The 23,190-nt window shown below is 32.3% G+C and carries 26 protein-coding genes; 8 read left to right on the top strand and 18 right to left on the bottom strand.

Annotation, left to right across the window (positions count from 1 at the left end; all coding sequences use genetic code 11):
* Window positions 1-140: 140 nt before the first annotated feature.
* Window positions 141-1,271 carry a hypothetical protein gene (locus tag Q1B37_RS11935; protein WP_299898900.1) on the top strand — a complete coding sequence of 377 codons (1,131 nt, stop codon included), beginning with the start codon at window positions 141-143 and terminating at the stop codon, window positions 1,269-1,271.
* Here the strand turns inward: Q1B37_RS11935 and Q1B37_RS11930 are convergent.
* The 7 genes from Q1B37_RS11930 to recR form a co-directional block, all read right to left on the bottom strand.
* A complete protein-coding gene (locus tag Q1B37_RS11930; protein WP_299898899.1) occupies window positions 1,251-1,973 on the bottom strand; it encodes a metallophosphoesterase in 723 nt (240 codons plus the stop codon). The two genes, Q1B37_RS11935 and Q1B37_RS11930, sit on opposite strands and share 21 nt — an antisense overlap.
* Window positions 1,966-2,451: a hypothetical protein gene (locus Q1B37_RS11925; protein ID WP_299898897.1), complete on the bottom strand. Its 486-nt coding sequence runs from the start codon at window positions 2,449-2,451 to the stop codon at window positions 1,966-1,968. Before Q1B37_RS11925 ends, Q1B37_RS11930 begins: the two co-directional genes overlap by 8 nt.
* Before the next feature lie 150 nt (window positions 2,452-2,601).
* Window positions 2,602-3,393 (bottom strand): SH3 domain-containing protein, encoded by a 792-nt coding sequence (locus tag Q1B37_RS11920; RefSeq protein WP_299898895.1) that lies wholly within the window; start codon window positions 3,391-3,393, stop codon window positions 2,602-2,604.
* 167 nt (window positions 3,394-3,560) lie between these two features.
* Entirely contained in the window at window positions 3,561-4,664 is a 1,104-nt protein-coding gene (locus Q1B37_RS11915) for a T9SS type A sorting domain-containing protein (protein WP_299898893.1), read from the bottom strand.
* A 119-nt stretch (window positions 4,665-4,783) separates the two neighbouring features.
* Entirely contained in the window at window positions 4,784-6,124 is a 1,341-nt protein-coding gene (locus Q1B37_RS11910; protein ID WP_299898891.1) for a dihydrolipoamide acetyltransferase family protein, read from the bottom strand.
* A 90-nt stretch (window positions 6,125-6,214) separates the two neighbouring features.
* Window positions 6,215-7,324, bottom strand: a complete 1,110-nt coding sequence (locus Q1B37_RS11905; protein ID WP_366944324.1) for a glycosyltransferase family 2 protein — start codon at window positions 7,322-7,324, stop codon at window positions 6,215-6,217.
* A 45-nt stretch (window positions 7,325-7,369) separates the two neighbouring features.
* Window positions 7,370-7,990, bottom strand: a complete 621-nt coding sequence (gene recR / locus Q1B37_RS11900) for a recombination mediator RecR (protein ID WP_299898889.1) — start codon at window positions 7,988-7,990, stop codon at window positions 7,370-7,372.
* Between the two features lie 182 nt (window positions 7,991-8,172).
* Here recR and Q1B37_RS11895 point away from each other — a divergent pair, with 182 nt between their 5' ends.
* From Q1B37_RS11895 to secA, 5 genes are all read left to right on the top strand, one after another.
* Window positions 8,173-8,337: a hypothetical protein gene (locus Q1B37_RS11895; RefSeq protein ID WP_299898887.1), complete on the top strand. Its 165-nt coding sequence runs from the start codon at window positions 8,173-8,175 to the stop codon at window positions 8,335-8,337.
* Complete coding sequence (locus Q1B37_RS11890; protein ID WP_299898885.1) at window positions 8,334-8,480, top strand: hypothetical protein; 147 nt, start codon at window positions 8,334-8,336, stop codon at window positions 8,478-8,480. The genes Q1B37_RS11895 and Q1B37_RS11890 overlap by 4 nt, the downstream gene beginning before the upstream one ends.
* Entirely contained in the window at window positions 8,452-9,027 is a 576-nt protein-coding gene (locus Q1B37_RS11885) for a cob(I)yrinic acid a,c-diamide adenosyltransferase (protein ID WP_299606689.1), read from the top strand. The genes Q1B37_RS11890 and Q1B37_RS11885 overlap by 29 nt, the downstream gene beginning before the upstream one ends.
* A 140-nt stretch (window positions 9,028-9,167) precedes the next feature.
* Complete coding sequence (locus tag Q1B37_RS11880) at window positions 9,168-9,389, top strand: DUF2795 domain-containing protein (protein WP_006989959.1); 222 nt, start codon at window positions 9,168-9,170, stop codon at window positions 9,387-9,389.
* Between the two features lie 231 nt (window positions 9,390-9,620).
* Window positions 9,621-12,977 (top strand): preprotein translocase subunit SecA, encoded by a 3,357-nt coding sequence (gene secA / locus Q1B37_RS11875; RefSeq protein WP_299898884.1) that lies wholly within the window; start codon window positions 9,621-9,623, stop codon window positions 12,975-12,977.
* A gap of 73 nt (window positions 12,978-13,050) precedes the next feature.
* Here the strand turns inward: secA and Q1B37_RS11870 are convergent, their stop codons facing one another.
* Entirely contained in the window at window positions 13,051-13,659 is a 609-nt protein-coding gene (locus tag Q1B37_RS11870; protein WP_299898883.1) for a hypothetical protein, read from the bottom strand.
* Window positions 13,656-13,994 carry a PadR family transcriptional regulator gene (locus Q1B37_RS11865; RefSeq protein ID WP_299898882.1) on the bottom strand — a complete coding sequence of 113 codons (339 nt, stop codon included), beginning with the start codon at window positions 13,992-13,994 and terminating at the stop codon, window positions 13,656-13,658. Before Q1B37_RS11865 ends, Q1B37_RS11870 begins: the two co-directional genes overlap by 4 nt.
* A gap of 129 nt (window positions 13,995-14,123) precedes the next feature.
* Between Q1B37_RS11865 and Q1B37_RS11860 the strand changes: the two genes are divergently transcribed.
* The gene (locus Q1B37_RS11860; RefSeq protein ID WP_299898880.1) at window positions 14,124-14,702 is read left to right on the top strand and encodes a DUF4377 domain-containing protein; all 579 of its coding nucleotides are present in this window, start codon (window positions 14,124-14,126) and stop codon (window positions 14,700-14,702) included.
* A gap of 98 nt (window positions 14,703-14,800) precedes the next feature.
* On the opposite strand, the gene Q1B37_RS11855 is transcribed toward Q1B37_RS11860, so the two are convergent.
* The 5 genes from Q1B37_RS11855 to Q1B37_RS11835 form a co-directional block, all read right to left on the bottom strand.
* Window positions 14,801-15,436: a hypothetical protein gene (locus Q1B37_RS11855; protein WP_299898878.1), complete on the bottom strand. Its 636-nt coding sequence runs from the start codon at window positions 15,434-15,436 to the stop codon at window positions 14,801-14,803.
* A 358-nt stretch (window positions 15,437-15,794) separates the two neighbouring features.
* Window positions 15,795-16,484, bottom strand: coding sequence for a peptidoglycan DD-metalloendopeptidase family protein (locus Q1B37_RS11850; RefSeq protein WP_299898876.1), 690 nt, complete (start codon window positions 16,482-16,484; stop codon window positions 15,795-15,797).
* Window positions 16,477-17,808 carry an NAD(P)-binding domain-containing protein gene (locus Q1B37_RS11845; RefSeq protein WP_299898874.1) on the bottom strand — a complete coding sequence of 444 codons (1,332 nt, stop codon included), beginning with the start codon at window positions 17,806-17,808 and terminating at the stop codon, window positions 16,477-16,479. The genes Q1B37_RS11850 and Q1B37_RS11845 overlap by 8 nt, the downstream gene beginning before the upstream one ends.
* Before the next feature lie 83 nt (window positions 17,809-17,891).
* Entirely contained in the window at window positions 17,892-18,284 is a 393-nt protein-coding gene (locus Q1B37_RS11840; protein WP_299898872.1) for a hypothetical protein, read from the bottom strand.
* Window positions 18,268-18,855 carry an RNA polymerase sigma factor gene (locus Q1B37_RS11835; RefSeq protein WP_299898871.1) on the bottom strand — a complete coding sequence of 196 codons (588 nt, stop codon included), beginning with the start codon at window positions 18,853-18,855 and terminating at the stop codon, window positions 18,268-18,270. Before Q1B37_RS11835 ends, Q1B37_RS11840 begins: the two co-directional genes overlap by 17 nt.
* Before the next feature lie 144 nt (window positions 18,856-18,999).
* Here Q1B37_RS11835 and Q1B37_RS11830 point away from each other — a divergent pair, with 144 nt between their 5' ends.
* The gene (locus Q1B37_RS11830) at window positions 19,000-19,359 is read left to right on the top strand and encodes a DUF6249 domain-containing protein (protein ID WP_299606661.1); all 360 of its coding nucleotides are present in this window, start codon (window positions 19,000-19,002) and stop codon (window positions 19,357-19,359) included.
* Between the two features lie 81 nt (window positions 19,360-19,440).
* Here the strand turns inward: Q1B37_RS11830 and Q1B37_RS11825 are convergent, their stop codons facing one another.
* The 4 genes from Q1B37_RS11825 to Q1B37_RS11810 form a co-directional block, all read right to left on the bottom strand.
* On the bottom strand, window positions 19,441-20,073 hold the full coding sequence (locus Q1B37_RS11825) for a hypothetical protein (protein ID WP_299898870.1): 633 nt from the start codon (window positions 20,071-20,073) through the stop codon (window positions 19,441-19,443).
* 568 nt (window positions 20,074-20,641) lie between these two features.
* Window positions 20,642-22,021 carry a hypothetical protein gene (locus Q1B37_RS11820; protein ID WP_299898868.1) on the bottom strand — a complete coding sequence of 460 codons (1,380 nt, stop codon included), beginning with the start codon at window positions 22,019-22,021 and terminating at the stop codon, window positions 20,642-20,644.
* The gene (locus tag Q1B37_RS11815; protein ID WP_299898866.1) at window positions 21,993-22,604 is read right to left on the bottom strand and encodes a hypothetical protein; all 612 of its coding nucleotides are present in this window, start codon (window positions 22,602-22,604) and stop codon (window positions 21,993-21,995) included. Before Q1B37_RS11815 ends, Q1B37_RS11820 begins: the two co-directional genes overlap by 29 nt.
* On the bottom strand, window positions 22,588-23,133 hold the full coding sequence (locus Q1B37_RS11810) for a sigma-70 family RNA polymerase sigma factor (RefSeq protein WP_299898864.1): 546 nt from the start codon (window positions 23,131-23,133) through the stop codon (window positions 22,588-22,590). Before Q1B37_RS11810 ends, Q1B37_RS11815 begins: the two co-directional genes overlap by 17 nt.
* Window positions 23,134-23,190 lie beyond the last annotated feature (57 nt).

Here is a 23,190-nt window from a genome sequence, read left to right as displayed (position 1 = left end):
TTATTTTTATGAGACTTACCCACAGACTAAGAATAACTTTATAAAAAAGGATTTAAGTTTCTTTTGAAAATGTTTTATAGTTAAAAAATATGGTAGCAAGCTCCAGAATAATATATTTGCCAAAAAGCAACATTTACCACATGATTCGCAACATTTTACTCGGCCTCTTAATTAGCTTAACCCTATTTAATATATCTTCTTGTAGTTCTGATGACGATAATAATAATAATGAACAAGCAATACCTAGTTTCATTGTTATTGGAAAAAAAGATAATGACAATGCCTTCCAATATGATTATAATAGAGAATCTCAATCTGGCGAACTTATCAACTTAGGAGAACAGCAAATCCCAGCTAATTATAATTCTGTAGATTTTAAAGAAGATGTGCTATGTTTTGTTGCTCCTCAATCTACATCATTCAAAAATATAAGAACTAATGAAATAACTACGGTAGATCTTATCTTTAATAACTCCAATGGAGAGTTGGCTTTTTCACATACATATTCCAGTTCCCATATATTCTCGGCATATCAAAAAATGGTAGGATCAAATGATATGTATATACGATCAAAAAATATTTTTGATGCTTCAGAAGTAGATATTCCTATTGGAAAAGCAGATCTAGTAAACGGGTTATTATATTCTCAGAATCGCTTAGTGGTAGCATATTTAGTAAGAGAAAATCTACAAACATTGTATTACGTCACAGTACTCAATACCATTGATAATTCAATTGTAAAAACACTTGAGTTTGATGCTGGAGTTAAATTTATAACTACCGATACTTCAGGAAATCTAATGTTAGGATCTTTCAGTTCTTCTTCTACTTCTTCAGAACTAAAAGTTTATAAATTAAATTCTATGGAATTATCAGCAGAATATACATCTAGTTCATTTTTCACGGGAATAAGTAATGGTTTATTTCAGAATAACAACTTGTTTTACCTACAACCCTTTCCGCAACCTAGTGCTATACCTTTTTTACCATCTGTTTATAATATTGAAACAAATGTAACCAACACTATTGATATTTTACCTGCTTTATTTAATTATGCCATGAACGATGATGATATTGATAATATTTCATTAATAAACAGTATTGTTAATTTTGAAAACAACACCTTATTAGTTTCTACAAATTTCACCCAAATTAACGGTAATAATCTTATCAATAAAGTAGGTGTCTTTTTATTCGATTTTAATGGAAACATACTCTCAGATATAGTGATTGATGAAGATTTCCGACCTTTACATATTTATCTTAAATAAAACTAATTCAGTAAATAATTGATCCTTTTGCAATTCAATGATTCTATACCCAAATGAATTATTATGAATTTTTACACTATCAGGATCTTTTTCTACCTGATAAGATACTGATGGTGTGATATATTGACGAACATTTTTGTCGAAACGATCATCTTCCATATGATAGTGACCTGAAAAGATAAAAACTTCATTAGGAATTTGATGCAATACCGATAGAATGTTTTCTCTTCCTTCGAGAAAAAATTTTTTATCCGTAAATGTAGGAACAGATAGAATAGGATGATGAACAAATAATAAGATCTTTTTTGAGGTAATTGATTCTTTTCGAAACCAATCTAGCTGATCGTCATCTACTATTTCTTTACTCGAATCTAAGAATATGCATTTAAAGAAATCTGTTTCTATACTATAAAAAGGAGTGTCAATCCCAACAACTTGTTGTTCTTTCCAATAAGGGAATATCGTAGAAAAGCTATCATGATTTCCTAATGAAATGAACCAATCATATGGCTCTAAGGATTTAAAAAACCAAGACAAAGAATCCCTTTCTCCTATATCTCCACCTATGACAATTTGTGTAATGCCTCTTTTGGATATATCCTTAAGGACTTTTTCCCAGTTTTTTCTGGCATCTACAGCCACAGTTTTAGGAAACTGCTCACCTAAGTGCACATCAGTTATATAGGCAAACTTTTTAATCACACTTAACACTCAGCACTTTGCCCTCTTTTTTTGCTTTTTGATCCATAGCAGCACCTATTGCTAAACCAATAGACATTCCTAGTGGCATACCAAAGCTCATCCCAAAAATCAAACCGTTTGATTTATCAGATCCAAAAACGAGTCCAAAAACCATCCCCAAACTCATTCCCAATGACATTCCTATACTCATACAAATCGTCATATAATGTTCACTGGAAATCAATGAGAGTTGTTCTTTAACATATTTGATAAACTCAGAAAGTTTCTTTTTAAAATATTGTTTTCTTTCTTCTCTTTTAACTTCAACAACTATATCTTCTAGGGCATTGTATATGCCATTTAATTGTTCATCAGAAAGATCTCTAGATGCTAATTGCAACAATACATTTACAAACTTCTTATATATTTTCACTTCAGATGTATCTTCTGTTTCAGTTATAAGATTCTTAAAAAACCTCACTGCTTCATTAATATCCATACTATAAAAATTTAGCGTTAAAAACTACTTTCTAAATAATTAGTGCATTTTATAGCATTTTTGTTACACATTACTCATTAAATAACATAACAACACCTATCTATTCTGGAAAATAATTATCTTATCTGCATATGATATAGAAAAACAACCCTAAGCCGAACAATCGCAATCATCAATTAAAACAAGACTCCATTTATCATCTGCAGTCATAAAATACATAGTTTTGATAATGTTTTTGTATTTTAAAATATCTACCTTAATTTTTTCACTTTCATGATATTTTTCAGGAATATCAATTTGTCCAGTAGTATCTTTTTCCATATCGTAAAAGTAAGGGAATTCATCTATTTTACTGTAATACACTCCATCTGCATCTTTACTATCATCACAAAAACCATCTTTAGGCGATTGATTTTTAAATAATGTAAGAGGATCTATCGGAAGAAATACAGGTATATAAGATTCAAAGCTATCCAATACGCAGGTTGAACCTGGATTAAAAAGTCGATGTACACCTATTTCTTTTTTTACAAACTGAGTCACTTTAGGTGATTTATCTCTAATAAGAATATTTATATCCTTGTTAAAAAAAGAGATCTCTAAAAAGTATTTTAAAAAAGGCTGAAAATTGTGTAAAGAAGCTTTTTGTTTTATCGAGGTTTGCGAACCGAAAACCCATCCTTTTTTACCGTTAAAATCTATATAATACCAAAAATCTCTCCTACCTCTGATTACTTGTGCATCTGATTTTTGTAGAACCATACAAACATCTCCTTCATTTAGTTTCATGACAACTTTGCCTGTTTTAGGCTTCTCACGAACCCAGATATCTTTACCTTCTATAAGCAACGTCTCTTGCCCCAAAAGCATATTAGCACTGAGCATAAGTGTTAATACCAAAAACATGAATTGATTTACTTTCCTCAGAATGCCGTTTCTCATAACGATTATTATCTCTACTATTAGGAAAACAAATTTGAACAAAATCCAATTGTAGTACCACACCGTTTTCAGTGAAATAAAAAAAAACCACACTTCTTTCAGCATGGCTTTTCAGGATTAGTCAACTCTTTAATTAAACCAAAATAATTTCTACAATTACAATAAGGTTAATTTTTAATAAATTTTACTGTTTCTTCTTTTGCATTAGATTTTATTTTCGCAAAATACAGCCCTTTTGGAATAGAACTTACATTAACACCTTCCGAAACTAAATAAGACGTATTCAATATTCTTTTTCCTTGCACATCATATATTTCAATCTTTTGATTTTTGGAATACAAGTTATCTACATACAAATTATCTTTTACTGGATTTGGATATATCTGCACAGAGTTTTGAACTGAAAAATCAGTTATACTTAGAGTTTGATCCTGAAAAGTAACAATTCTTTGATTTCCTAAAGTCCCATAAAATGTATCATCTAAATTAACGATCCCTAACATAGCGGCTGGATAACCTGATAAAACTGTAGTAAAATTAGAAATAGGAAGCACTGCATCTTTTAAATTCAATCTTATAAGCAAATGACCTCCTGCAGCTTCTACAGAAGCATACATAAAATCATCAACCACATGCATCTTCTGAATTGTCCCGCCAGAAAAACCAGTATCCACTACTAATTCCTGACTCAAATTAGAGGCGGATAAATCTATTTTGTATATAGCATTTCTCACTCCAGAACCATCTGTATCACTAGCATAATATAACTCGTTATTATAAAACGTTAGATCTCCCATATTACTGGTTTCATCTGTGTAAATAGAAGTATAACTAGTTGGTCCCACGTTTAAGTCGATAGTATGAAGAGATCCATTGGTGGCTTTGTATAGTATATTATTACTTAATGTTAAGCCATCCGAAATACCAGTAGCAGAAAACGCTTCCGATACCATTGGTATTGATGCATCAAGATCTATTTTTCTGACTTCGGAAAAACTACCAGCATAAATATCATTATTCTGTTCATCATATATCATTTTCCACGGACCTTGTGCTACTGTCCAACCAGTAGCTACTGTTTCTGGAACAGGATCGCTATCGGTTAGATCTATTCTCGAAACCTCTCCTGTATTAAATTCTCCCACATATAACATATTACCTACCAACACTATCGATATTGGAAAATCACCATCGTACACATCTGTATATACCGTTTGGGCTTTTAATATGTTTACTATGAGAATAAATGTAAATAAAATAGTACGTTTCATTATTTATCGTTTTTTGATAATTTATGGCAAATATAAAAGAGATTATGAATTATTAACAATAAAAAACCACATCTATAAATGATGTGGTTTTTTTATATTCTTCTAGAAATGCTTCTACTCTAAAACTCTCTATTTGCATCAAAAGCTTCTAAATAGTCTTTCACTCTTTGTACAAACTGTCCTCCTAATGCTCCGTTTACTACTCTATGATCGTATGAGTGAGACAAAAACATTTTATAACGGATTCCAATAAAATCTCCATCAGGTGTTTCAATTACTGCAGGTACTTTGCGAATTGCTCCTAAAGCTAAAATAGCTACTTGAGGTTGATTAATAATTGGAGTTCCCATAATACTACCAAAAGTACCCACGTTGGTTACCGTATAAGTCCCATCCTGAATATCATCTGGCTTTAAAGCATTGTTTCTTGCACGATTTGCTAAGTCGTTTACAGCTTTGGTCATCCCTACCAGATTCAACTGATCTGCATTCTTAATAACTGGTACGATAAGGTTTCCATCTGGTAATGCGGCCGCCATTCCTAAATTAATATTCTTCTTTTTGATAATAGAATCTCCTGAAACTGAAATATTAATTAATGGGAAATCTCGAATTGCCTTAGCAACAGCTTCCATAAATATAGGAGTAAACGTTAGTTTTTCTCCTTCCCTCTTCATAAAGTCACCTTTTACTTTATTTCTCCAATTCCAAATATTTGTAACATCAGCTTCTATAAACGACTGTACATGTGCTGAAGTTTGTACAGATGCTACCATATGATGAGAAATCAATTTACCCATTCTGGTCATCTCGATAATTTCATCATCTCCACTAGCCACCACTGGAGTTGCTTTTGGAGTTTCTTTCTTTGGAGCTGGAGCAACTTCTTTGGTAACTTCAGTTTTAGGTGCTGCAACTACAGGAGTTGTTTTTCCAGCTTTTCGATCTTCAACATATTGTAAAATATCATTCTTCGTTACCCTACCATCTTTACCAGTTCCCGAAATACTTTCTAATTCTGCCACCGAAATACCTTCTGCAGAAGCTATATTTTTTACTAATGGCGAATAAAACTTAGAACTTTCAGAATAGTCAGCAGTTGCATTTGCAGTAACCGCTTCTTTCACCGCTGCAATATCATTTTCTATAACCGCTGCTGCTGCTGGAGCAGCAACTTCTTTAGGAGTTTCTGCTGAAGACACATCAACACTACCTTCTCCTTCTGTTTCTATTATGGCAATTGTTTGACCAACTTTTACGACATCATCAACTTCAAAAAGTTTTTCAACCAATACTCCTTCTACTTCACAAGGTACTTCACTATCCACTTTATCCGTTGCAATTTCCAATACTGCATCGTCCATTTCGATAGTATCTCCAACCTCTTTTAACCAAGTTGTTATTGTTGCTTCTGCAACACTTTCACCCATCTTCGGAAGTTTAAGCTCAAATTTTGCCATATTCTTAATCAAAGGTATTTATTAGTTATATTTTTTGCGAAATTAATAAAATTAAAGCTCTTAGATTATTTTTTCTTTATTAAAGTTTATTTAAAAAGTGATTACCTCTCCTTTTCCATCACTAAAATCGCTTCCTAACATAAAATCACATCCCTTGGGAATGATCTTAAAGGTTATATTCAAATTCTTTAATTGTTGCATTTCTTCAATAATCTCTCCAAAGCTTACAAAATCATTGTCAAAGATAAGTTCGTTATTACTATATCCCAAATTACGAGCAGATTCCAAAGAAGTAAATTGCACTTCTTTTTGTAAAGCGTTTATGAGTCGCTCCCTTATCTCCTCATTTTCAGATACCAAATAATAACTTTCAGTTATCTCCTTTTCTTTACTGTAATTTTTGAAAGACTGCACTATGGAAGTAAGTCTAATCCCTACTGAAACTATTGTATCTAAAAACCAATTACTTTTAAAGTGTTTTCGATAAAATAATCGCATTGCTCCGTAAAAACGCTTTATATACTCAGCATTTCGGTCTGTACTTTCTCCTTTGTAATGAATCACAGGGATCGAACCTATATAATAGTTCTCCAACCCCTTTCTCTTGATTTTATAAGAAAGATCAATATCCTCTCCATACATAAAATAATCCTCATCAAAGCCGGACACAGATTCATAGACAGTTTTTTTAACCAAGATAAAAGCTCCTACGAGTATATCTACATCACCAATATCAGTTTCGGATATATGATCAGCATAATAATTTTTAACCTTACCTAACTTTATTCCAAAAAGACGTCTAAACGATGTTAAAGGAGAAGGTACATTACGTTTACTCTCTGGCAAAAAACTACCCGTTCCATCAATTAATCTAGGTCCCACCATTCCCATATGAAACAGTTTCTTTGAACTCGACAGAATATTAGAAAATGTATCTTCAGCAACTACCGTGTCCGGATTAAGAATGCATATATATTCTCCCTTTGCTAGCGCAGCGCCTTGATTGTTTGCTTTGGCAAAGCCTACGTTTTCTTTATTCTCTACAAGTATAACATTGGGAAAGCGCTCTTTTATTACTTCACAACTATTATCAGGAGAATTATTATCGATAACAATAATTTCTGCATCTAGATCTTTGGTAGCCTCCTGAACACTAAGAACACAGAGCTCTAAAAAATAACGTACGTTGTAATTAAGAATGATAACTGATAGTTCCAGGAGATATTTTTTTAATTAGGTAAATTATTAAGAACTTTTTAAAGCATTTTCGAAAGGAATTCGATTTATGATACTTCGCCCCAATGTAACTTCATCTGCGTATTCTAGCTCATCATTTACTCCAATTCCTCGAGCAATGGTAGCAATTTTAACTTCTACACCTTCTAATTGCTTATAAATATAAAAATTGGTAGTATCACCTTCCATAGTAGCACTAAGCGCAAAAATTAATTCGTTGACCTGTCCGGATTTCACCTTTTCGATTAAAGTATGAATTTTAAGATCCTGAGGACCGATCCCATCCATTGGACTAATTTTTCCTCCTAAAACATGATACAATCCTCTATACTGCCCAGTACTTTCTATTGCCATAACATCCCGAATATCCTCTACAACACATACAATGTCTTGAATTCTATTTGGGTTACTGCAAATATCACATATTTCTACGTCGCTAATGCTATGACATTTTTTACAGAACTTTACATCTTCTCTTAACGTTCCTAAAGCTTTAACTAAATGTTGAGTTTGGGTTTCTGGTTGACGTAATAGATGTAATACCAATCTCAGTGCAGTTCGTTTACCTATACCTGGCAATTGAGACATTTCATACACCGCATTTTCCAATAATTTTGATGAGAATTCCATAGCGATACAAATGTACTAAAATAGTATGTGAGTTGGTTAGTTTTTGAGACTTAGAGTTTAGCAGGTTAATTCTATAAAAAAATCATCAAAATAAACCGTTAATTAATCACTACAATACTCACTTACTCTACTACTAGAAAACTCACTACTATTTTACTACTTTTACCACAAAACATCGAACCATGCTTGAATCACTTTCTGAAGAAACCCAATTGGTATTGCTTGTTATTGGAATTGCAGTATTATTTTTCATTGTTCGCTGGAATTCTGCCAGAAACAAAAGAAAATTATATCAACGAGACGGTAGAGATTTTAGGAAAAATTATTTTAAGAAGAAAAAGAAATGAGTTTTCCATGGTTTTGGATCGCAGTAGGTATTGGAGCAATATTTGTTTACCTGAATATTAAAAAAGCTAAGCAAGATATTTCGAATCATAAAAAGGAAAATCAAGAAAAAACAAATGAAAATATACACAAAGACAGGAGATAAAGGTACTACAGCGCTTTTTGGTGGTACTAGAGTTCCAAAACATCATATTCGTATTGACAGTTATGGTACTGTAGATGAACTAAATTCTCATATAGGACTTATCAGAGATCAGAAAATTGACGAACTCAGTAAAAATATATTGGTAAAAATTCAGGATAGGTTATTTACCGTAGGAGCTGTTTTAGCTACAGATCCCGAAAAAGCTATTTTAAAGAGCGGAAAGAAAAGACTAAATATCCCTACTATTTCTTCTGAAGACATTACGCTTTTAGAAACAGAAATGGATCGTATGAATGAATCTTTACCGCCAATGACACATTTTGTTTTACCTGGAGGACACCAAACCGTGTCATTCTGTCACATTGCACGCTGTGTATGTAGAAGAGCTGAGCGTTTAGCAACTGCTTTATATGAAATATCACCTTTTGAAGAGACTACTTTACAATACTTAAACCGACTATCTGACTATCTGTTTGTACTGGCACGAAAGTTGTCACACGATTTACAAGCAGAAGAGATAAAATGGATTCCTCAAAAAGATTCTTAAATGCTCTACAGCTTTAAAAATAAATTAAGGGTAATACCCAAAAAATCACGTTCTTATAATTATTGTTTAAATAATTAATTTTTTACTTGACTTTTTAAACTAAAAAATTATTTTTGCAAAAAAATTAATACCAGCAGCATATGTATTGGACTTTAGAATTAGCATCTTATTTAAGTGATGCACCTTGGCCAGCAACCAAAGATGAGTTAATTGACTATGCAATTCGTACGGGAGCACCGCTGGAGGTTGTGGAAAACCTACAATCGATTGAAGATGAAGGAGATTCGTATGATTCTATAGAAGAGATATGGCCAGATTATCCTACCGACGAAGATTATCTTTGGAATGAGGATGAATATTAAAAAAATATTTAAATAGTACTAAAAGTCTCGCAAGAGGCTTTTTTTTTGCGTAAATTACGCCCTTCTCTAGGCTTACCAAAGCCCAGTGAAGCATTGTATAATATTGCCTGTAAGGCACAGAGATTACCACAAATTCAACAAACCGAAATAGTAGTTAAAATACTATTAGATGATGTAACAAATTGAATCTTATTGTATATCTCAAAATAAACACATAACCATAAATCAATCATGGGAGTTTTAGATTCTGTATTAAAAGTATTCGTTGGAGATAAATCCAAAAAAGATATAAAAGAAATTCAACCAAAAGTTGAATTAATAAAAAAAGCAGCAGCAGGCATAGCTGATCTTTCCGACAATGAACTACGCGAAAAAACGGTAGAGTTCAAAAAGTTTATTAACGATGCACGTGCGGATATCAATGCTAAAATAGACTCTCTAAAAGAAGAAGCGGATGCTACAGAAGATATCGATAGAAAAGAAGATATTTATGGAGAGATTGATAAACTAAAGAAAGATGCTTACGAAGCTACTGAAAAAGCATTGAATACCATTTTGCCAGAGGCTTTTGCTGTGGTTAAAGAAACGGCTAAAAGATTTGCTGAAAATGAAACGATAACCGTAGAAGCAACTGCATACGACAGAGAACTTTCCGGAACCAGAGACCATATCACCTTAGACGGAGATCAAGCTATCTGGTCTACTAGTTGGGATGCTGCTGGTAAAGAAGTAAAGTGGGATATGATTCACTATGATGTGCAGTTAATTGGTGGTATCGCTTTACATGAAGGAAAAGTAGCAGAAATGCAAACTGGAGAAGGTAAAACGTTAGTAGCTACCTTACCAGTATACTTAAATGCATTGTCTGGTAATGGTGTACACTTAGTAACGGTAAATGATTACCTAGCACGACGTGATAGTGAATGGATGGCACCGATTTTTCAATTCCATGGATTAACGGTAGACTGTATTGATAATCACAGACCAAATTCTGCAGAACGAAGAGCTGCTTACAATGCTGATATTACTTACGGAACAAATAATGAGTTTGGTTTTGATTACCTAAGAGATAACATGTCTCACGCACCGGAAGATTTAGTACAAAGACCACATAATTATGCTATTATTGATGAGGTAGATTCTGTATTAATCGATGATGCTCGTACTCCTTTAATTATTTCTGGACCTATTCCGAAAGGAGATATTCACGAATTCAATGAGCTAAAACCAAAAATTGCAGATATTGTTTCTGTACAACAAAAATATTTAACGTCTGTTCTAGCCGAAGCTAAAAAGTTAATTAAGGAAGGTAACACTAAAGATGGTGGTTTTAAACTTTTACAAGTTTATAGAGGGATTCCTAAGAATAAAGCTTTGATTAAGTTCTTAAGTGAAGAAGGAGTAAAAATGCTACTTCAAAAAACTGAGAATTTCTATATGCAAGACAACAATCGCGAGATGCACAAAATTGATGCGGATTTATACTACGTGATTGAGGAAAAAAATAACCAAATAGATCTTACCGATAAAGGTGTTGAATATCTTTCTGGTAAGGATGATCCAGATTTCTTCGTACTTCCGCAGATCGGAATGGAAATCGCTAAAATAGAAAACCTTGGTCTTTCTAAAGAAGAAGAAGCTGAAAAGAAAGAAGACCTATTTAGAGACTACAGCGTAAAAAGCGAACGCATTCATACTTTACGACAATTATTAAAAGCATATTCATTATTCGAAAAAGATGTAGAATATGTGGTTATGGATAACAAAGTAAAAATCGTAGATGAGCAAACTGGTCGTATCATGGATGGCCGTCGATATAGCGATGGATTACATCAAGCAATAGAAGCCAAAGAAAATGTAAAAATTGAAGATGCTACACAAACTTTTGCTACAGTTACTTTACAGAACTACTTTAGAATGTATGGTAAGCTATCTGGTATGACGGGAACGGCTGTTACAGAAGCAGGAGAACTTTGGGAAATCTACAAACTTGATGTAGTAGAAATTCCAACAAACCGACCAATTGCAAGAAAAGACAAAGAAGACTTAGTATATAAAACAAAGCGTGAGAAATATAACGCAGTGATTGATGAAGTTACTGAGTTAGCAAGAGCAGGAAGACCAGTGTTAATTGGTACTACTTCTGTAGAAATTTCTGAATTACTAGGTAGAATGCTTACAATTCGTAAAGTACCCCACAATGTATTAAATGCGAAACTTCACAAAAAAGAAGCTGACATTGTAGCAGAAGCAGGAAATCCTGGAGTAGTTACTATTGCAACAAATATGGCTGGTCGTGGAACGGATATTAAATTAACCGACGATGTAAAAGCTGCTGGAGGTTTAGCAATTATTGGTACGGAACGCCATGACTCTAGACGAGTAGACAGACAGTTACGTGGTCGTGCTGGGCGTCAGGGAGATCCAGGAAGCTCTCAGTTTTATGTATCTCTAGAAGACAATCTAATGCGTTTATTCGGTTCTGAACGTATCGCAAAGATGATGGATAGAATGGGATTAAAAGAAGGTGAAGTAATCCAACATTCTATGATTTCTAAATCTATTGAGAGAGCACAGAAAAAAGTAGAGGAAAATAACTTTGGTGTACGTAAGAGATTATTAGAATATGATGATGTAATGAACGCTCAGCGTGAAGTAGTATACAAACGACGTTACCACGCCTTATTTGGAGAGCGCTTAAAAGTAGATCTTGCCAATATGATTTATGATACTGCAGAGGTGATTACAGAATCTAACAAGAATGCTCAGGATTATAAGAACTTTGAATTTGAACTGATACGTTATTTTTCTATGAGTAGCCCTATAAGTGCTAACGAATTTGAAAAAATGGATACCCAGAAGATTGCTGGAGAAGTTTACAAAGCAGCTTATGAACACTATCAGGATAAGATGAAGCGTAATGCGGAAGCAGCTTATCCAGTGATCAAACAAGTATATGAAGACCCATCAAGCAATTATGAACGTATTTTAGTTCCTTTTACAGATGGCGTTAAAAGTCTAAACGTTGCTACTAATCTAGAAAAAGCATATAAAAGTGAAGGAAAACAACTAATAACAGACTTTGAAAAGAATATTACTTTAGCCATTATCGATGATGCTTGGAAAACACATCTTCGCAAAATGGATGAATTAAAGCAAAGTGTTCAGTTGGCTGTACACGAACAAAAAGATCCTTTGTTAATCTACAAGTTCGAAGCTTTTGAGTTGTTTAAGGCGATGATTGAAGATGTAAATAAGGATGTGATTTCATTCTTATTCAAAGGAGAATTACCAACTGGTAATACACAAGATATTTCTGAAGCTCGACAGGTACGTAAAAAGGAAAAATTAGAAACTTCTAAAGAAGAAATTCCTAATATGGATGAACGTGCTGCGCAAAATAGAGCAGCAGGACAAACTCAACAACGTCCACAAGTAACAGAAACTATCACTCGCGACCAACCAAAAATAGGACGTAATGATAAAGTTACTATCAAACACGTGATGAGTGGAGAAAATAAGACCGTAAAATACAAACAAGCAATCCCATTAATCGAAAAAGGAGAATGGGTACTTGTGAATGAATAAGTAAGTATTAAACAATAAAGAAAAAAACTCCCTTAGAAATGATATCTAAGGGAGTTTTTTTTGAAGCTAATTTCTAAGCCAAAGATTTTTTATACATCGTAAAAAATAAAAATGGAAGGTATCCCACTGCAAAAATAAGTCCTCCTGCCAGCAATAACACCTCTGCTCCCATCCAATGCATTACTTTAAATAGACCCGCCAAACCAACGACAACGGCTGAAACGCAACCAAGAATGATTTTTAATCGTTCTGATAGATTTTTTGCGATCGTTACTTTATACTTATCTATAGTTACCATAGGAACAAAAATTAATAACAATACTAAAAAACCTGTCATCAATAACATGTTAGCACCTGGGTACCAAAGTAGTTTAAATACGATCCCTGTTGTTAACGTCAGTGATCCAATAAATCCAATTAAATACATCAGTTTTTTCATCATAATAATTCGTTTTGAGTTTAATAAAAAAAATGTTTTCTTTTCTAAATCAATCAATCCATTCGGTGCCAGATCAAACACTGCATCCTTTAATGACTGATCGAATGTTTTTCCTGCTCTAAGATCACTCTCTACTACACAGCATAGATGATCAAGAATATCATCTCTCAGAGATACCAACCTAAAGTCTTGCTTGTCTACAAATTCTTCGATTCTTTTTTCCTGCTCTTCATCTAATCTCATACGACATCTAGTTTTGGAAAAATCACCTTATTCAAGGTTTCCATAAAATCCTTTAGTTCTTGGAGATAGTTTACTTTTTCCTCTTCGCCTTTAGTGGTTAATAGGTAATATTTTCGTACTCTTTTACCCACATATTCTTCCTCACAAGACAATAGACCATCTTTTCGCATTTTTTGAAGTGCTGGATACAAAGACCCATCTTTCAACAATATTTTACCATCAGACCTTTCCTTTACCTGTTGAAAAATCTCATACCCGTACATTCTTCCTTTTTCTGATAAAAGATTAAGAATGATTACCGATAATGTTCCTTTTAAAAGTTCTTTTGAATACATAGTTCAAATATACATAAAAAAACAATACATCATAATTCTATGTATTTCTTTTTTATTTTGGAAATATTTATAGCAGATCATCCCCGCAACCATCTGGGCAATTTTGAATCTTATAACAAACAATCAATCATGAAAAAATTATTTTCCTTACTTGTACTATCAGTAATTACAATTTCTTGCAATAATGACGATGAGTATATTGAAATCACCAAGATTAAGGTACATCATTATATGGATACTGGTTTTTTTACCTTTTTTGGAGATCTTGGGGTGATTAACTTAATTCAAGAAGGAGATCAGATAGGAAAAGAAGAATTTCAAAACAGCTATCAAGGAATTAGAGGCTTTGAGTATGAATTAGGCTTCACATACGAATTAATGGTCAGTAAAACACATATATCAGATCCTCCTCAGGATGGTTCTAGTATACGAATGGACTTACTTAAGGTTTTGTCTAAAACACCTGCTTCTATCGAAACAGAATTTAAAATTCAAATGACTCTTAATTCTAATATAGATACTTTTTTCAATTGGGTAGAAGTAGATCAGGAAAACAACTTTTATTTAACCAACTCCAATATTTCAATAAACTGCGGGGATTTATGTTCAGAGTTATTAAACCATATTAACAATCAAGAACAAATAACCGGGGTGTTTACACATGGAGAAGAAGACTCCTACATCTTAAAAGAAATAATAAACGAATAACAAGCTAAAAACCGTTATTAAAAATCAAAGCGGACTGAAAATCAATCCGCTTTAATTAATGGATCCTAGATCCTGTTTCCCCCCACTTTTACAGATTTTTACAAATCTGTAAGTGTATTTTGACTTTCTGTAAACTTTTCAACGATTACAGAAGCTCCTTTACTATTTTCTAAAACATATAATCCTACAGGTAATTGACTTAAATCGATTACGTTAGTAGTTTTTGACAATACGTGTACCGTATCTTTTACTTCGAATAACTTTAATTTATCCCCATCTTCAAAATCTATCACTTCAATAACATCACCATTTCTTTCAATAGCTAATAAGTTGTCATTCTTATTTACATATGTATTGATAAATTCCTTTTCTACATTTACATTCTCTTCAGCCACTAATTCACTATCAGCCTCCACTACAAAATCTTCTTCTATAGAAACAACAGCTCCATCTATAATAAGTTCTTCTTCCTGACGGTCAATGATTACAGACTTTCCTTCGTTATTCTCTAACAAATAAGATCCTATTGGTAATTGACTTAAATCAATAAAAGAGTATGATTTAGATAAAATATGATCACCAGACTCTAATTCAAATAATTTAAGCTTGTCTCCGTCTTCGAAATTAAGAACTTCGATCGTCATACCATCCTGCTGAACAGTAAGCTTATTATCTTCGTTTGCAAAAATCGTTAGTGATAAAAATAGACTGAATATTAGGGCTGTAACTTTCATTTTATTTGGGGGCTTTAAAGTTAAGTTATTACGGCTTTACCATACAAGTATAGTTCAAAATATCTGTGCCACCAACTAGAAATCAGACTTTTAGATCAAATAGCTCGAATTTTCGTTCAAATACAAAAATATTGTTAAAAAAAATATAAATAACTGATTATCAATATTTTAAAAATAAAAAAACAAAATAAAGCTGTTTAACGACATTGTTTAATCGTTTAAAAACACAAATTTCTTCATACAAATCATCATAGATTTAAAAAATTGAAAAAATAATTAACAAAGCATTTACATACTTTTCAGGTAGTTTATTGGCCAAATCGAACTCAAAACTGTGAATTATCTTTATCTAGAAGTCTTAGATCTTTAATAACAAATTAGGGTCAGGACAATTCTCTAGATAGAAGTCTAGATCTATTTTATTAGATACACCTGGATAATCACCCTTCTTATCCTGAATATCTTTTATAATTTGAAAATGTAAATGAGGGGCATAGTCACCATTAACTTCTGCAGATCCCAATTGTCCAATCACTTCTCCTTGTTTAAAACTTTGACCGATAGTGAGCTCTTCTATCGATTTTTCACTTAAGTGACCATACAACGTATAAAAGGTAATAGTTTGAATCGTATGCTCTAAAATAATCGTTGGACCATAGTCACCAAAGTTTTGATTATTCTTAAAACTATGAACCTTTCCTTCTAAAGGAGCTAACACATCTGTTCCAGCATCACACCAAACGTCTAATCCCAAATGAATATTTCTTTCGGTTTCAGGATCTTGTTGATTAAAATGTTCGCTCCTGTTATAAATTCCTCTTTTTTCATTATACCCCCCAAAAGCAACTAATGCTCTGTGTGTCTTTAAATATTCATTTATAAATATCTCGAAGGCAGCAGAAGAAGAAACATCTATTACCTTTAGAGATGGATTATCTAATGATAAATCTATGGGAGCATAGTGTTCTTTAGAAAACTGCGCATTAACTACTGGAATGAAATTTTGAGAAAGTGTGTTTATAAATTTAGAAAATGAAGTTTCAATCATGATTAGCTTTTTGTGTTTTTGGTGTTTTATGAATCCAATTTTTAGGTAATTGCTTTAGCAATGCTTTCCTAAACTTGTGATAATCGACTGTTATGGTATGCCTGGGAGTATCAATTTGTCTATAATGTGGATGTGTAATTTCTTTTTTACATAGCTTACTGATATCCGAAGGCATTTTCCATGTTCCTGTTAAATAGTTAGCTAGTAATTTACTTTGTAATTCTGATCCAGGCCAGATACACCCTAAAGGTTGAAACATTCCTACAAAAAACAAATTATGATACGTTTCATGAAACATCTTTAGATACAAGGGAACAGCTCCTGAACTATAATCAATAAATGAAGAATCAAAAAACGGATGCTTTAATATATATCCTGTACATGCAATAATAGTATCAAAATCCTCTTTAGTTCCATCTTTAAAAGATACTGTTTGCCCATCTACCCTATCAATATCTACTTTTGGATGCACTTTTCCATGTCTTAATTTATATAAAAGCTCATCATTAATTGTTGGATGTGTTTCTCCGAATTTAGTTTTAACTTCTTGTAGCCCATACAATTTATTACTACCAAGCATTATTTTGAGCAAGATATCATTAAACCAAATTCTGATCCTAACTGGAAGCCAAGCTGACCTTGCTCCCACAACGTCTGAAGGCAACCCAAAAAAGAACTTAGGAATAATACGATAACCTCTTCGCCAGCTAATAGCAGTAGTTTTACTAACTCTACTTGTCTCTACTGCTACATCGCAGGCCGAATTACCTCCACCAATAACAAGAACTCTTTTGTTTGTAAAAGGAGCAGCCTTTTTGTAGGCATGAGAGTGGATAAAATCACCAGAAAACTTTCCTGGATAATCTGGAATTCTAGGAACAGAATGATGCCCATTGCAAACTACTAAATCAGTGAATTTTTCTAATCGCTCTTTTCCGTTTTGAACAATCGAAATATTCCATTGCGTTTCATTTATTCTTTTACAATGCTTTACTTCAGTTTCAAATTCTATAAAAGGATACAAATTAAAACGTTTGGCATACGCCTGAAAATATCTTCTTAATTCATCATGTGAGGGATAATCCGCTACTGTGGCATCAAAATCATCAAAAGTAAAATCTTCGTATTGTGATAAGGTCTTAGAGCTAATGATATGAGTAGTCTCGAAAACACTAGAATGACTTATATTCTCAGAAAAGATCCAATTACCACCCACATCCAGATTGCGATCATATACTACAACCTCAAGATCTTTGTCCTTTAAATTTTTTAGCGCTGTTATTCCGCTAGGACCTGCACCAATAATACATATTCTTCTTTTCATACTTTAAGCTAACTAAAGCGTAGGTAAAATAAAGAATGTATTGATTTTTAAAAAATATTTTTGGTTTGCAACACTAAAAAATCCTAAACAGAATACGATTTATCCATTCTTCTTTTGATTACGGTGATTTGTATAGCCAATAAAATAGCTAAGAAAATGATTCCGTACATTGTAGTGTTATGGAATTTAAAGCCTGAAAATGGATTTTCTATTTTAGGTAAACTTATTAAAGACCCATTTATATTATTCAAAAGAGAATTTCCTTCAGAAAAATATAGAAGAATTGCCAACATACTGAATACTATTATGCCGATGTACATCCAAGCTTTTTTGGAAATTAGCGGTTGATACACCAAAGGTTCATGTACTGGAATAGTTTTTACTTCTTGCATTACATTTTGCAAAAAATCCATGGATGGAGATTCGTTTCCGGCTTCCTTTACTAATCTTCCTATGTCATTATATTGCTCTTCCATTCCTAGTATTCATTTCTGGTGAAACATAATATCTAAGTATCGAATATAACTTTTTTCTACTTCGATACAGTTTTATTTTAATATTTTCTTCGGTTAAGCCTACAATTGCTTTTATTTCTTTTACACTTTTTTCTTCAAAATAGTATAACGTTACAATTGCAGCCTCCTCTTCTGGTAGTTTAAGAATGCTATCAGCTATTATTTTCTTCTTTTCTTTGGTTTGCAAATAATTTAATGCGTCATTTACCATTCCTATTTCTCCTTCGCTAATCTCTTCGATTAACTCTGTGGATACAAACCGTTTTTTTACCTTAATCGCATCAAGGCTTTTTCGATATGCTATAGTATAAAGCCAAGTAGAAAACTTTGATTCTCCACGGTAATTAACCAATGATTTGTAAGCTTTCACGAAAGTATCTTGCGCTATTTCTTCTGCCTCTTCTTTATTCTTAACCATTCTATACACCACTGTATATACCAAACTTTGATAACGCTGCACCAGTATTCCATAGGAATTTGCATCTCCTTCTAATACTTGTTTGATATAATATTGATCTGATTGATGGTTCATTTATTCATAAGACGAATAAGAATCTTTTTCGGTTACAAAAAATATACAAAATATTTTTTTCTTATTTTTTTGTAACCATAGTTTAGGAAGTACCGTCATAATGAAAAACGAACAGTTAAGTTAAATTTATTAAATCTAAAAATTATGAGTTTTATTGAAGCACTAATACCACTATCTATATTTGGATGTATTTTTGGTATTTTCTATTTGTTTATAGCCGCTAGAAACAAAGAACGCATGTCATTAATCGAAAAAGGAGCCGATGCTTCTATTTTCTATAGCAGTAAAGAAAAAAGAGTAACTCCTGTTTGGAAAGTCTTTATTCTTAATTTTTCATTATTATTAATGGGTATAGGGTCAGGAATCTTTATTGCTGGTATTTTACATTACGCTTTGGGAGTTCATGGAGAAGTTGCATATCCTGGTACGATATTCTTTATGGCAGGTGTAGGATTGTTCACTGGTTTTACGATGACAAAAAACCTTGATAAAAAAGAAAATTAAAATAATCATAAATTATAAAGACCTATCATTTCTGATAGGTCTTCCCCAAATTCTACTTATTCTATATAAATAAAGTAAATCTTAATTATAAGCTACGATATCGGTATACTCCATCTCCATATCATATTTCTCAATGATGATAGACTGACCTCTATCGTTTTCTAAAATATATTTTCCAACTGATAATTGAGTTAAATCAACCTTTTTAGTTGTTTTTGTTAATACATGAATTTTATCAACCATCTCAAATAATTTGATGGTATCTCCTTCTACAAAATCCAAAACAGTAAACACATCACCTTCTCGTGAAACTGCTAAAGGATTTACTTCAGAGCGATAGTAGATATCTTCTAATTCCTCCTCTACTGTAATTTCGGTTGCAGCCATTCGTTCACTATCTCTTTCAACCATATATTCAGTACCAAGTTCTTCTATAACAATTTCTTCGTCTGTTCTTTCAATTACAACAGATTTTCCTTCATTATTTTCTAATAAGTACTTTCCTAAAGGCAATAAACTTAAATCAACCTGACCTCTTGTTTTAGACAAAATATGATCTCCAGTTTCAACTTCAAACAACTTTATTTTATCTCCTTCTTTAAAATCTACTACAACTACAATAAATCCATCCTTAGTAATTTGTAAACTATCTTCGTTAGACGCGTTTACATTACTAAAGAAAAAGAATGATAAAATAATTACAAAAGCCCTCATTGTCTGGAAATTTAACGGTAAACTTTTTACGTGATTACCATACAATAATATCGTTTAATTACCGTTAATCGAAAAATTTGAGCAACTTTTAGATCAAATGATTTCGATTTTCGATCAATGACACAAAACTGCATTTTTATGTAAGTTTTAATATTTAAATAATTGATTTTCAGTTGTTTAAATATTTTTAATTTGTAAGAATCATAGATTAAATACATATTATATAGTTAAAAAGACGATTACACATATCTTTATTGTTATAGATTTCTTAAAAAATTATTAATAATTCAATCTTAATGTAAATTAATTTAACATTACATTAAGTAAATTTACATATACTGAATTGCTGTATTTTGATAACCAATTATTTAGAATAATCGAACAGATTATACTATTTTTTAACGATCAACGCTTGTTTATTATCGTTTATTAACAGATTTCTTCCCTTTAAAAATTATCAAACAACAGATTCCTATAGTTTTTATGGTTGATAATTTATAACTAATTAAAAAAGCCCTGCCAATTTATATTAGCAGAGCTTTTAAACAATTAACACATTATAATAAAATTATTGTAGTATGATATCGCTATATTTAGAATTAATAGTGATTACTTTATCAGTATCTCTCGTCTTATTAAACCCATTTACAAATACATTCCCAAAATTTCTTCGCGCATTTACTTCCATTGTTTTGGGCAATGAAATTCTACTTTGCACTCCGCTATATGCAATATTAAAGGCAGCTTCAGGTAATTTTAATTTAAAGTCACTGTTCTCAACTGCTAGATCCAAAGTTGAAAAAGATTCTGAAAGATTCGCAATTGTAATTGCTCCAAAACTACCAGATATGGCAGCGTTATCTTCTAACTCCTGAATAAACAAATTACTCGAATCTGCATTAACTCTAAGATTTTTGGCTTTTTGAATTCTACAATTCTTCACATAGTTTACCGCTAATCTTCCATTATTCCATTGTTTGATAGCTATAGGAGAATAAGATGTTCTAATAAAGGTACGATCTCCATCTATTATATCTCCTTGTAAACTGGTATGAGATAATGAAGCTATCATGTTCGTTGTCTTTTCAGCCAATTGCACATTTCCATGTCTGATATTCAGTTTCAATAATGCTGCTTTGGGCATTTTAACCTTTACTATTCTATGTACTGTCCCCGAAGAATTATTCATTCTAGAACTATATCTATACACAGTTACATTTGAGCCATTACGTTGTGTAATTTCTAAATCTCCAGAGAATTGAGAAGCCCATGCTTGCATTCTTCTAGCAAACTCTTCTCCTGCCCAATCTTGAGAATTCAAGTTAGAATTCGGTTGAATCTGTTGTGCGTTTTTGTTTAGTTCATTTGTCCAATCTTTGACAACACTCTCATAATTATCTCCAAACTTTTCTTTTATTTGATCTCCCCATTGCTGAATATATTTCTCTTCATTTTCTTTAAACTTGTTCGTATCGAAATTCATACTTGCTAAGTTTTCAGAAAGAGCGCTAGGCATTGGATTGTTTTCTATGTTTTTCAGAATAGGTTTTAACATATCTGAAATTACTGGTTCCAACCTACTAAACTCTGGTTGGTCTGCAGTGTTATTATTGGAAGATATATTTCCTGACCAGAAGTTCCCTGTCAATGAATTAATCTTAATCTCTCTACTATTACCTAAAGCTTCTATCTTCCAGTTTTGAAGAAAACGTTCTTTATTAGTATCATTAATATCATCTCCTTCAATGTATGCCTCGACTTCAACAGAGTTTTTATTCCAGCCTTCGAAAACAATTTCTGTATGGCTAGTATTTAATTGAATAGTAACATCCTCATTTACTACAAACTTTTCACTAAGCTTTTGTAGTCTTTCCTGAGCAAACACACCAGAAAAACATGTTACGCTAAGTGCAAAAAGATTAAGCTTGTATATCAATGTAATTTTCATTCTCAATTTTTTCTAATTCTTTTAGTTTGTCTTTTAGTCTATTTAAGAGAGATAATCTAAGTGTCAAATTTTCTATCATTGCCTCGGCACTTTGTACGTTAGGACCTACTTCTATCAATTCCTTATTAAGATCCAGATACTCCGTATTTAATTTTTCTAATCGTTTCATAAAACTTTCTACTAAGTCTCTATTAGTATCATCTACATTAATTTGAGATAATTGAAATTTTATTCCTGTTAGTAAATAATTCTCTGTTTTTTCATACTCAGGAAACATCTCGGCTAGTGACGATGTCTGCTTGCTCAAAACCACGGTAGCATTTTTTACTTCTGAATTATCAGCATTTACAATCTGAGTATTATTACCTCCATTTTTTCCAAACTCATTGAACGCTAACATTGAAACCGACAAGATCACAACTACGCTCGCGGCAATCCTTAACCAACCATAGTTAAACTTTCTTGCTCTTTTAGGAAGTTCTTCTTCTAATCTAGCTAAAAAACGATCCTGATGACCTTCTGCTAAACGTTCAGAAGGAATCCGATTATCTTGCTTAAGCAATTCTCTAATATCCTGTCCCATCTCTTAAATGTTTTAGTTGATCCTGAAGTTGCTTCTTTCCTCTATGCACTAAAGTTCTAGAAGCAACTGGGGTAATATCTAATATCTCACTTATCTCTTTATGATCGTATCCCTCTATTAAAAATAGCATTACGGCATACTTATACTTTTCTGGCAATCTTTCAATTGCGTTTTTCACTTCCTCTACAGTAGTTCCATCAGAAACAGACCAATCATCCTGTTCTTCTACCGTAGACATCACTTGTTCATTGATAGCAACCATATTCATTTTTTTCGCCTTCAGCATATCAATACTTTTGTTAATCACTATTCTTTTTAGCCACGCGCCAAAGGTTACATCACCTGTAAACTGATGTAATTTCATAAAGGCTTTTATAAAAGACTCCTGCATAGCTTCTTCAGCCTCGAAAGGATCTTTAAGAAATCGCAAAGCAACATAATACATACCATCACAGTATTTATTATAAAGCTTCATCTGCGCTTTACGGTCGTTAGCTCTACACTGTTCTATTAGCTCGCTCTGTAACAAACTTACTTGAATTTTGGTTAGTGATTACTTCTTTAAAACTGTTCTAATTACTATTCT

The organism is uncultured Aquimarina sp. (assembly GCF_947492965.1).
Taxonomy (GTDB): Bacteria; Bacteroidota; Bacteroidia; order Flavobacteriales; family Flavobacteriaceae; genus Aquimarina.
This window is presented reverse-complemented; position numbering and strand designations above follow the sequence as displayed.

Coding starts and splice junctions, on each gene's coding strand:
- Q1B37_RS11935 (WP_299898900.1), top strand. CDS start 141: ATGATTCGCAACATTTTACTCGGCCTCTTAATTAGCTTAACCCTATTT.
- Q1B37_RS11925 (WP_299898897.1), bottom strand. CDS start 2,451: ATGGATATTAATGAAGCAGTGAGGTTTTTTAAGAATCTTATAACTGAA.
- Q1B37_RS11920 (WP_299898895.1), bottom strand. CDS start 3,393: ATGAGAAACGGCATTCTGAGGAAAGTAAATCAATTCATGTTTTTGGTA.
- Q1B37_RS11915 (WP_299898893.1), bottom strand. CDS start 4,664: ATGAAACGTACTATTTTATTTACATTTATTCTCATAGTAAACATATTA.
- Q1B37_RS11910 (WP_299898891.1), bottom strand. CDS start 6,124: ATGGCAAAATTTGAGCTTAAACTTCCGAAGATGGGTGAAAGTGTTGCA.
- recR (WP_299898889.1), bottom strand. CDS start 7,990: ATGGAATTCTCATCAAAATTATTGGAAAATGCGGTGTATGAAATGTCT.
- Q1B37_RS11895 (WP_299898887.1), top strand. CDS start 8,173: ATGCTTGAATCACTTTCTGAAGAAACCCAATTGGTATTGCTTGTTATT.
- Q1B37_RS11890 (WP_299898885.1), top strand. CDS start 8,334: ATGAGTTTTCCATGGTTTTGGATCGCAGTAGGTATTGGAGCAATATTT.
- Q1B37_RS11885 (WP_299606689.1), top strand. CDS start 8,452: ATGAAAATATACACAAAGACAGGAGATAAAGGTACTACAGCGCTTTTT.
- Q1B37_RS11880 (WP_006989959.1), top strand. CDS start 9,168: ATGTATTGGACTTTAGAATTAGCATCTTATTTAAGTGATGCACCTTGG.
- secA (WP_299898884.1), top strand. CDS start 9,621: ATGGGAGTTTTAGATTCTGTATTAAAAGTATTCGTTGGAGATAAATCC.
- Q1B37_RS11870 (WP_299898883.1), bottom strand. CDS start 13,659: ATGAGATTAGATGAAGAGCAGGAAAAAAGAATCGAAGAATTTGTAGAC.
- Q1B37_RS11865 (WP_299898882.1), bottom strand. CDS start 13,994: ATGTATTCAAAAGAACTTTTAAAAGGAACATTATCGGTAATCATTCTT.
- Q1B37_RS11860 (WP_299898880.1), top strand. CDS start 14,124: ATGAAAAAATTATTTTCCTTACTTGTACTATCAGTAATTACAATTTCT.
- Q1B37_RS11855 (WP_299898878.1), bottom strand. CDS start 15,436: ATGAAAGTTACAGCCCTAATATTCAGTCTATTTTTATCACTAACGATT.
- Q1B37_RS11850 (WP_299898876.1), bottom strand. CDS start 16,484: ATGATTGAAACTTCATTTTCTAAATTTATAAACACACTTTCTCAAAAT.
- Q1B37_RS11845 (WP_299898874.1), bottom strand. CDS start 17,808: ATGAAAAGAAGAATATGTATTATTGGTGCAGGTCCTAGCGGAATAACA.
- Q1B37_RS11840 (WP_299898872.1), bottom strand. CDS start 18,284: ATGGAAGAGCAATATAATGACATAGGAAGATTAGTAAAGGAAGCCGGA.
- Q1B37_RS11835 (WP_299898871.1), bottom strand. CDS start 18,855: ATGAACCATCAATCAGATCAATATTATATCAAACAAGTATTAGAAGGA.
- Q1B37_RS11830 (WP_299606661.1), top strand. CDS start 19,000: ATGAGTTTTATTGAAGCACTAATACCACTATCTATATTTGGATGTATT.
- Q1B37_RS11825 (WP_299898870.1), bottom strand. CDS start 20,073: ATGAGGGCTTTTGTAATTATTTTATCATTCTTTTTCTTTAGTAATGTA.
- Q1B37_RS11820 (WP_299898868.1), bottom strand. CDS start 22,021: ATGAAAATTACATTGATATACAAGCTTAATCTTTTTGCACTTAGCGTA.
- Q1B37_RS11815 (WP_299898866.1), bottom strand. CDS start 22,604: ATGGGACAGGATATTAGAGAATTGCTTAAGCAAGATAATCGGATTCCT.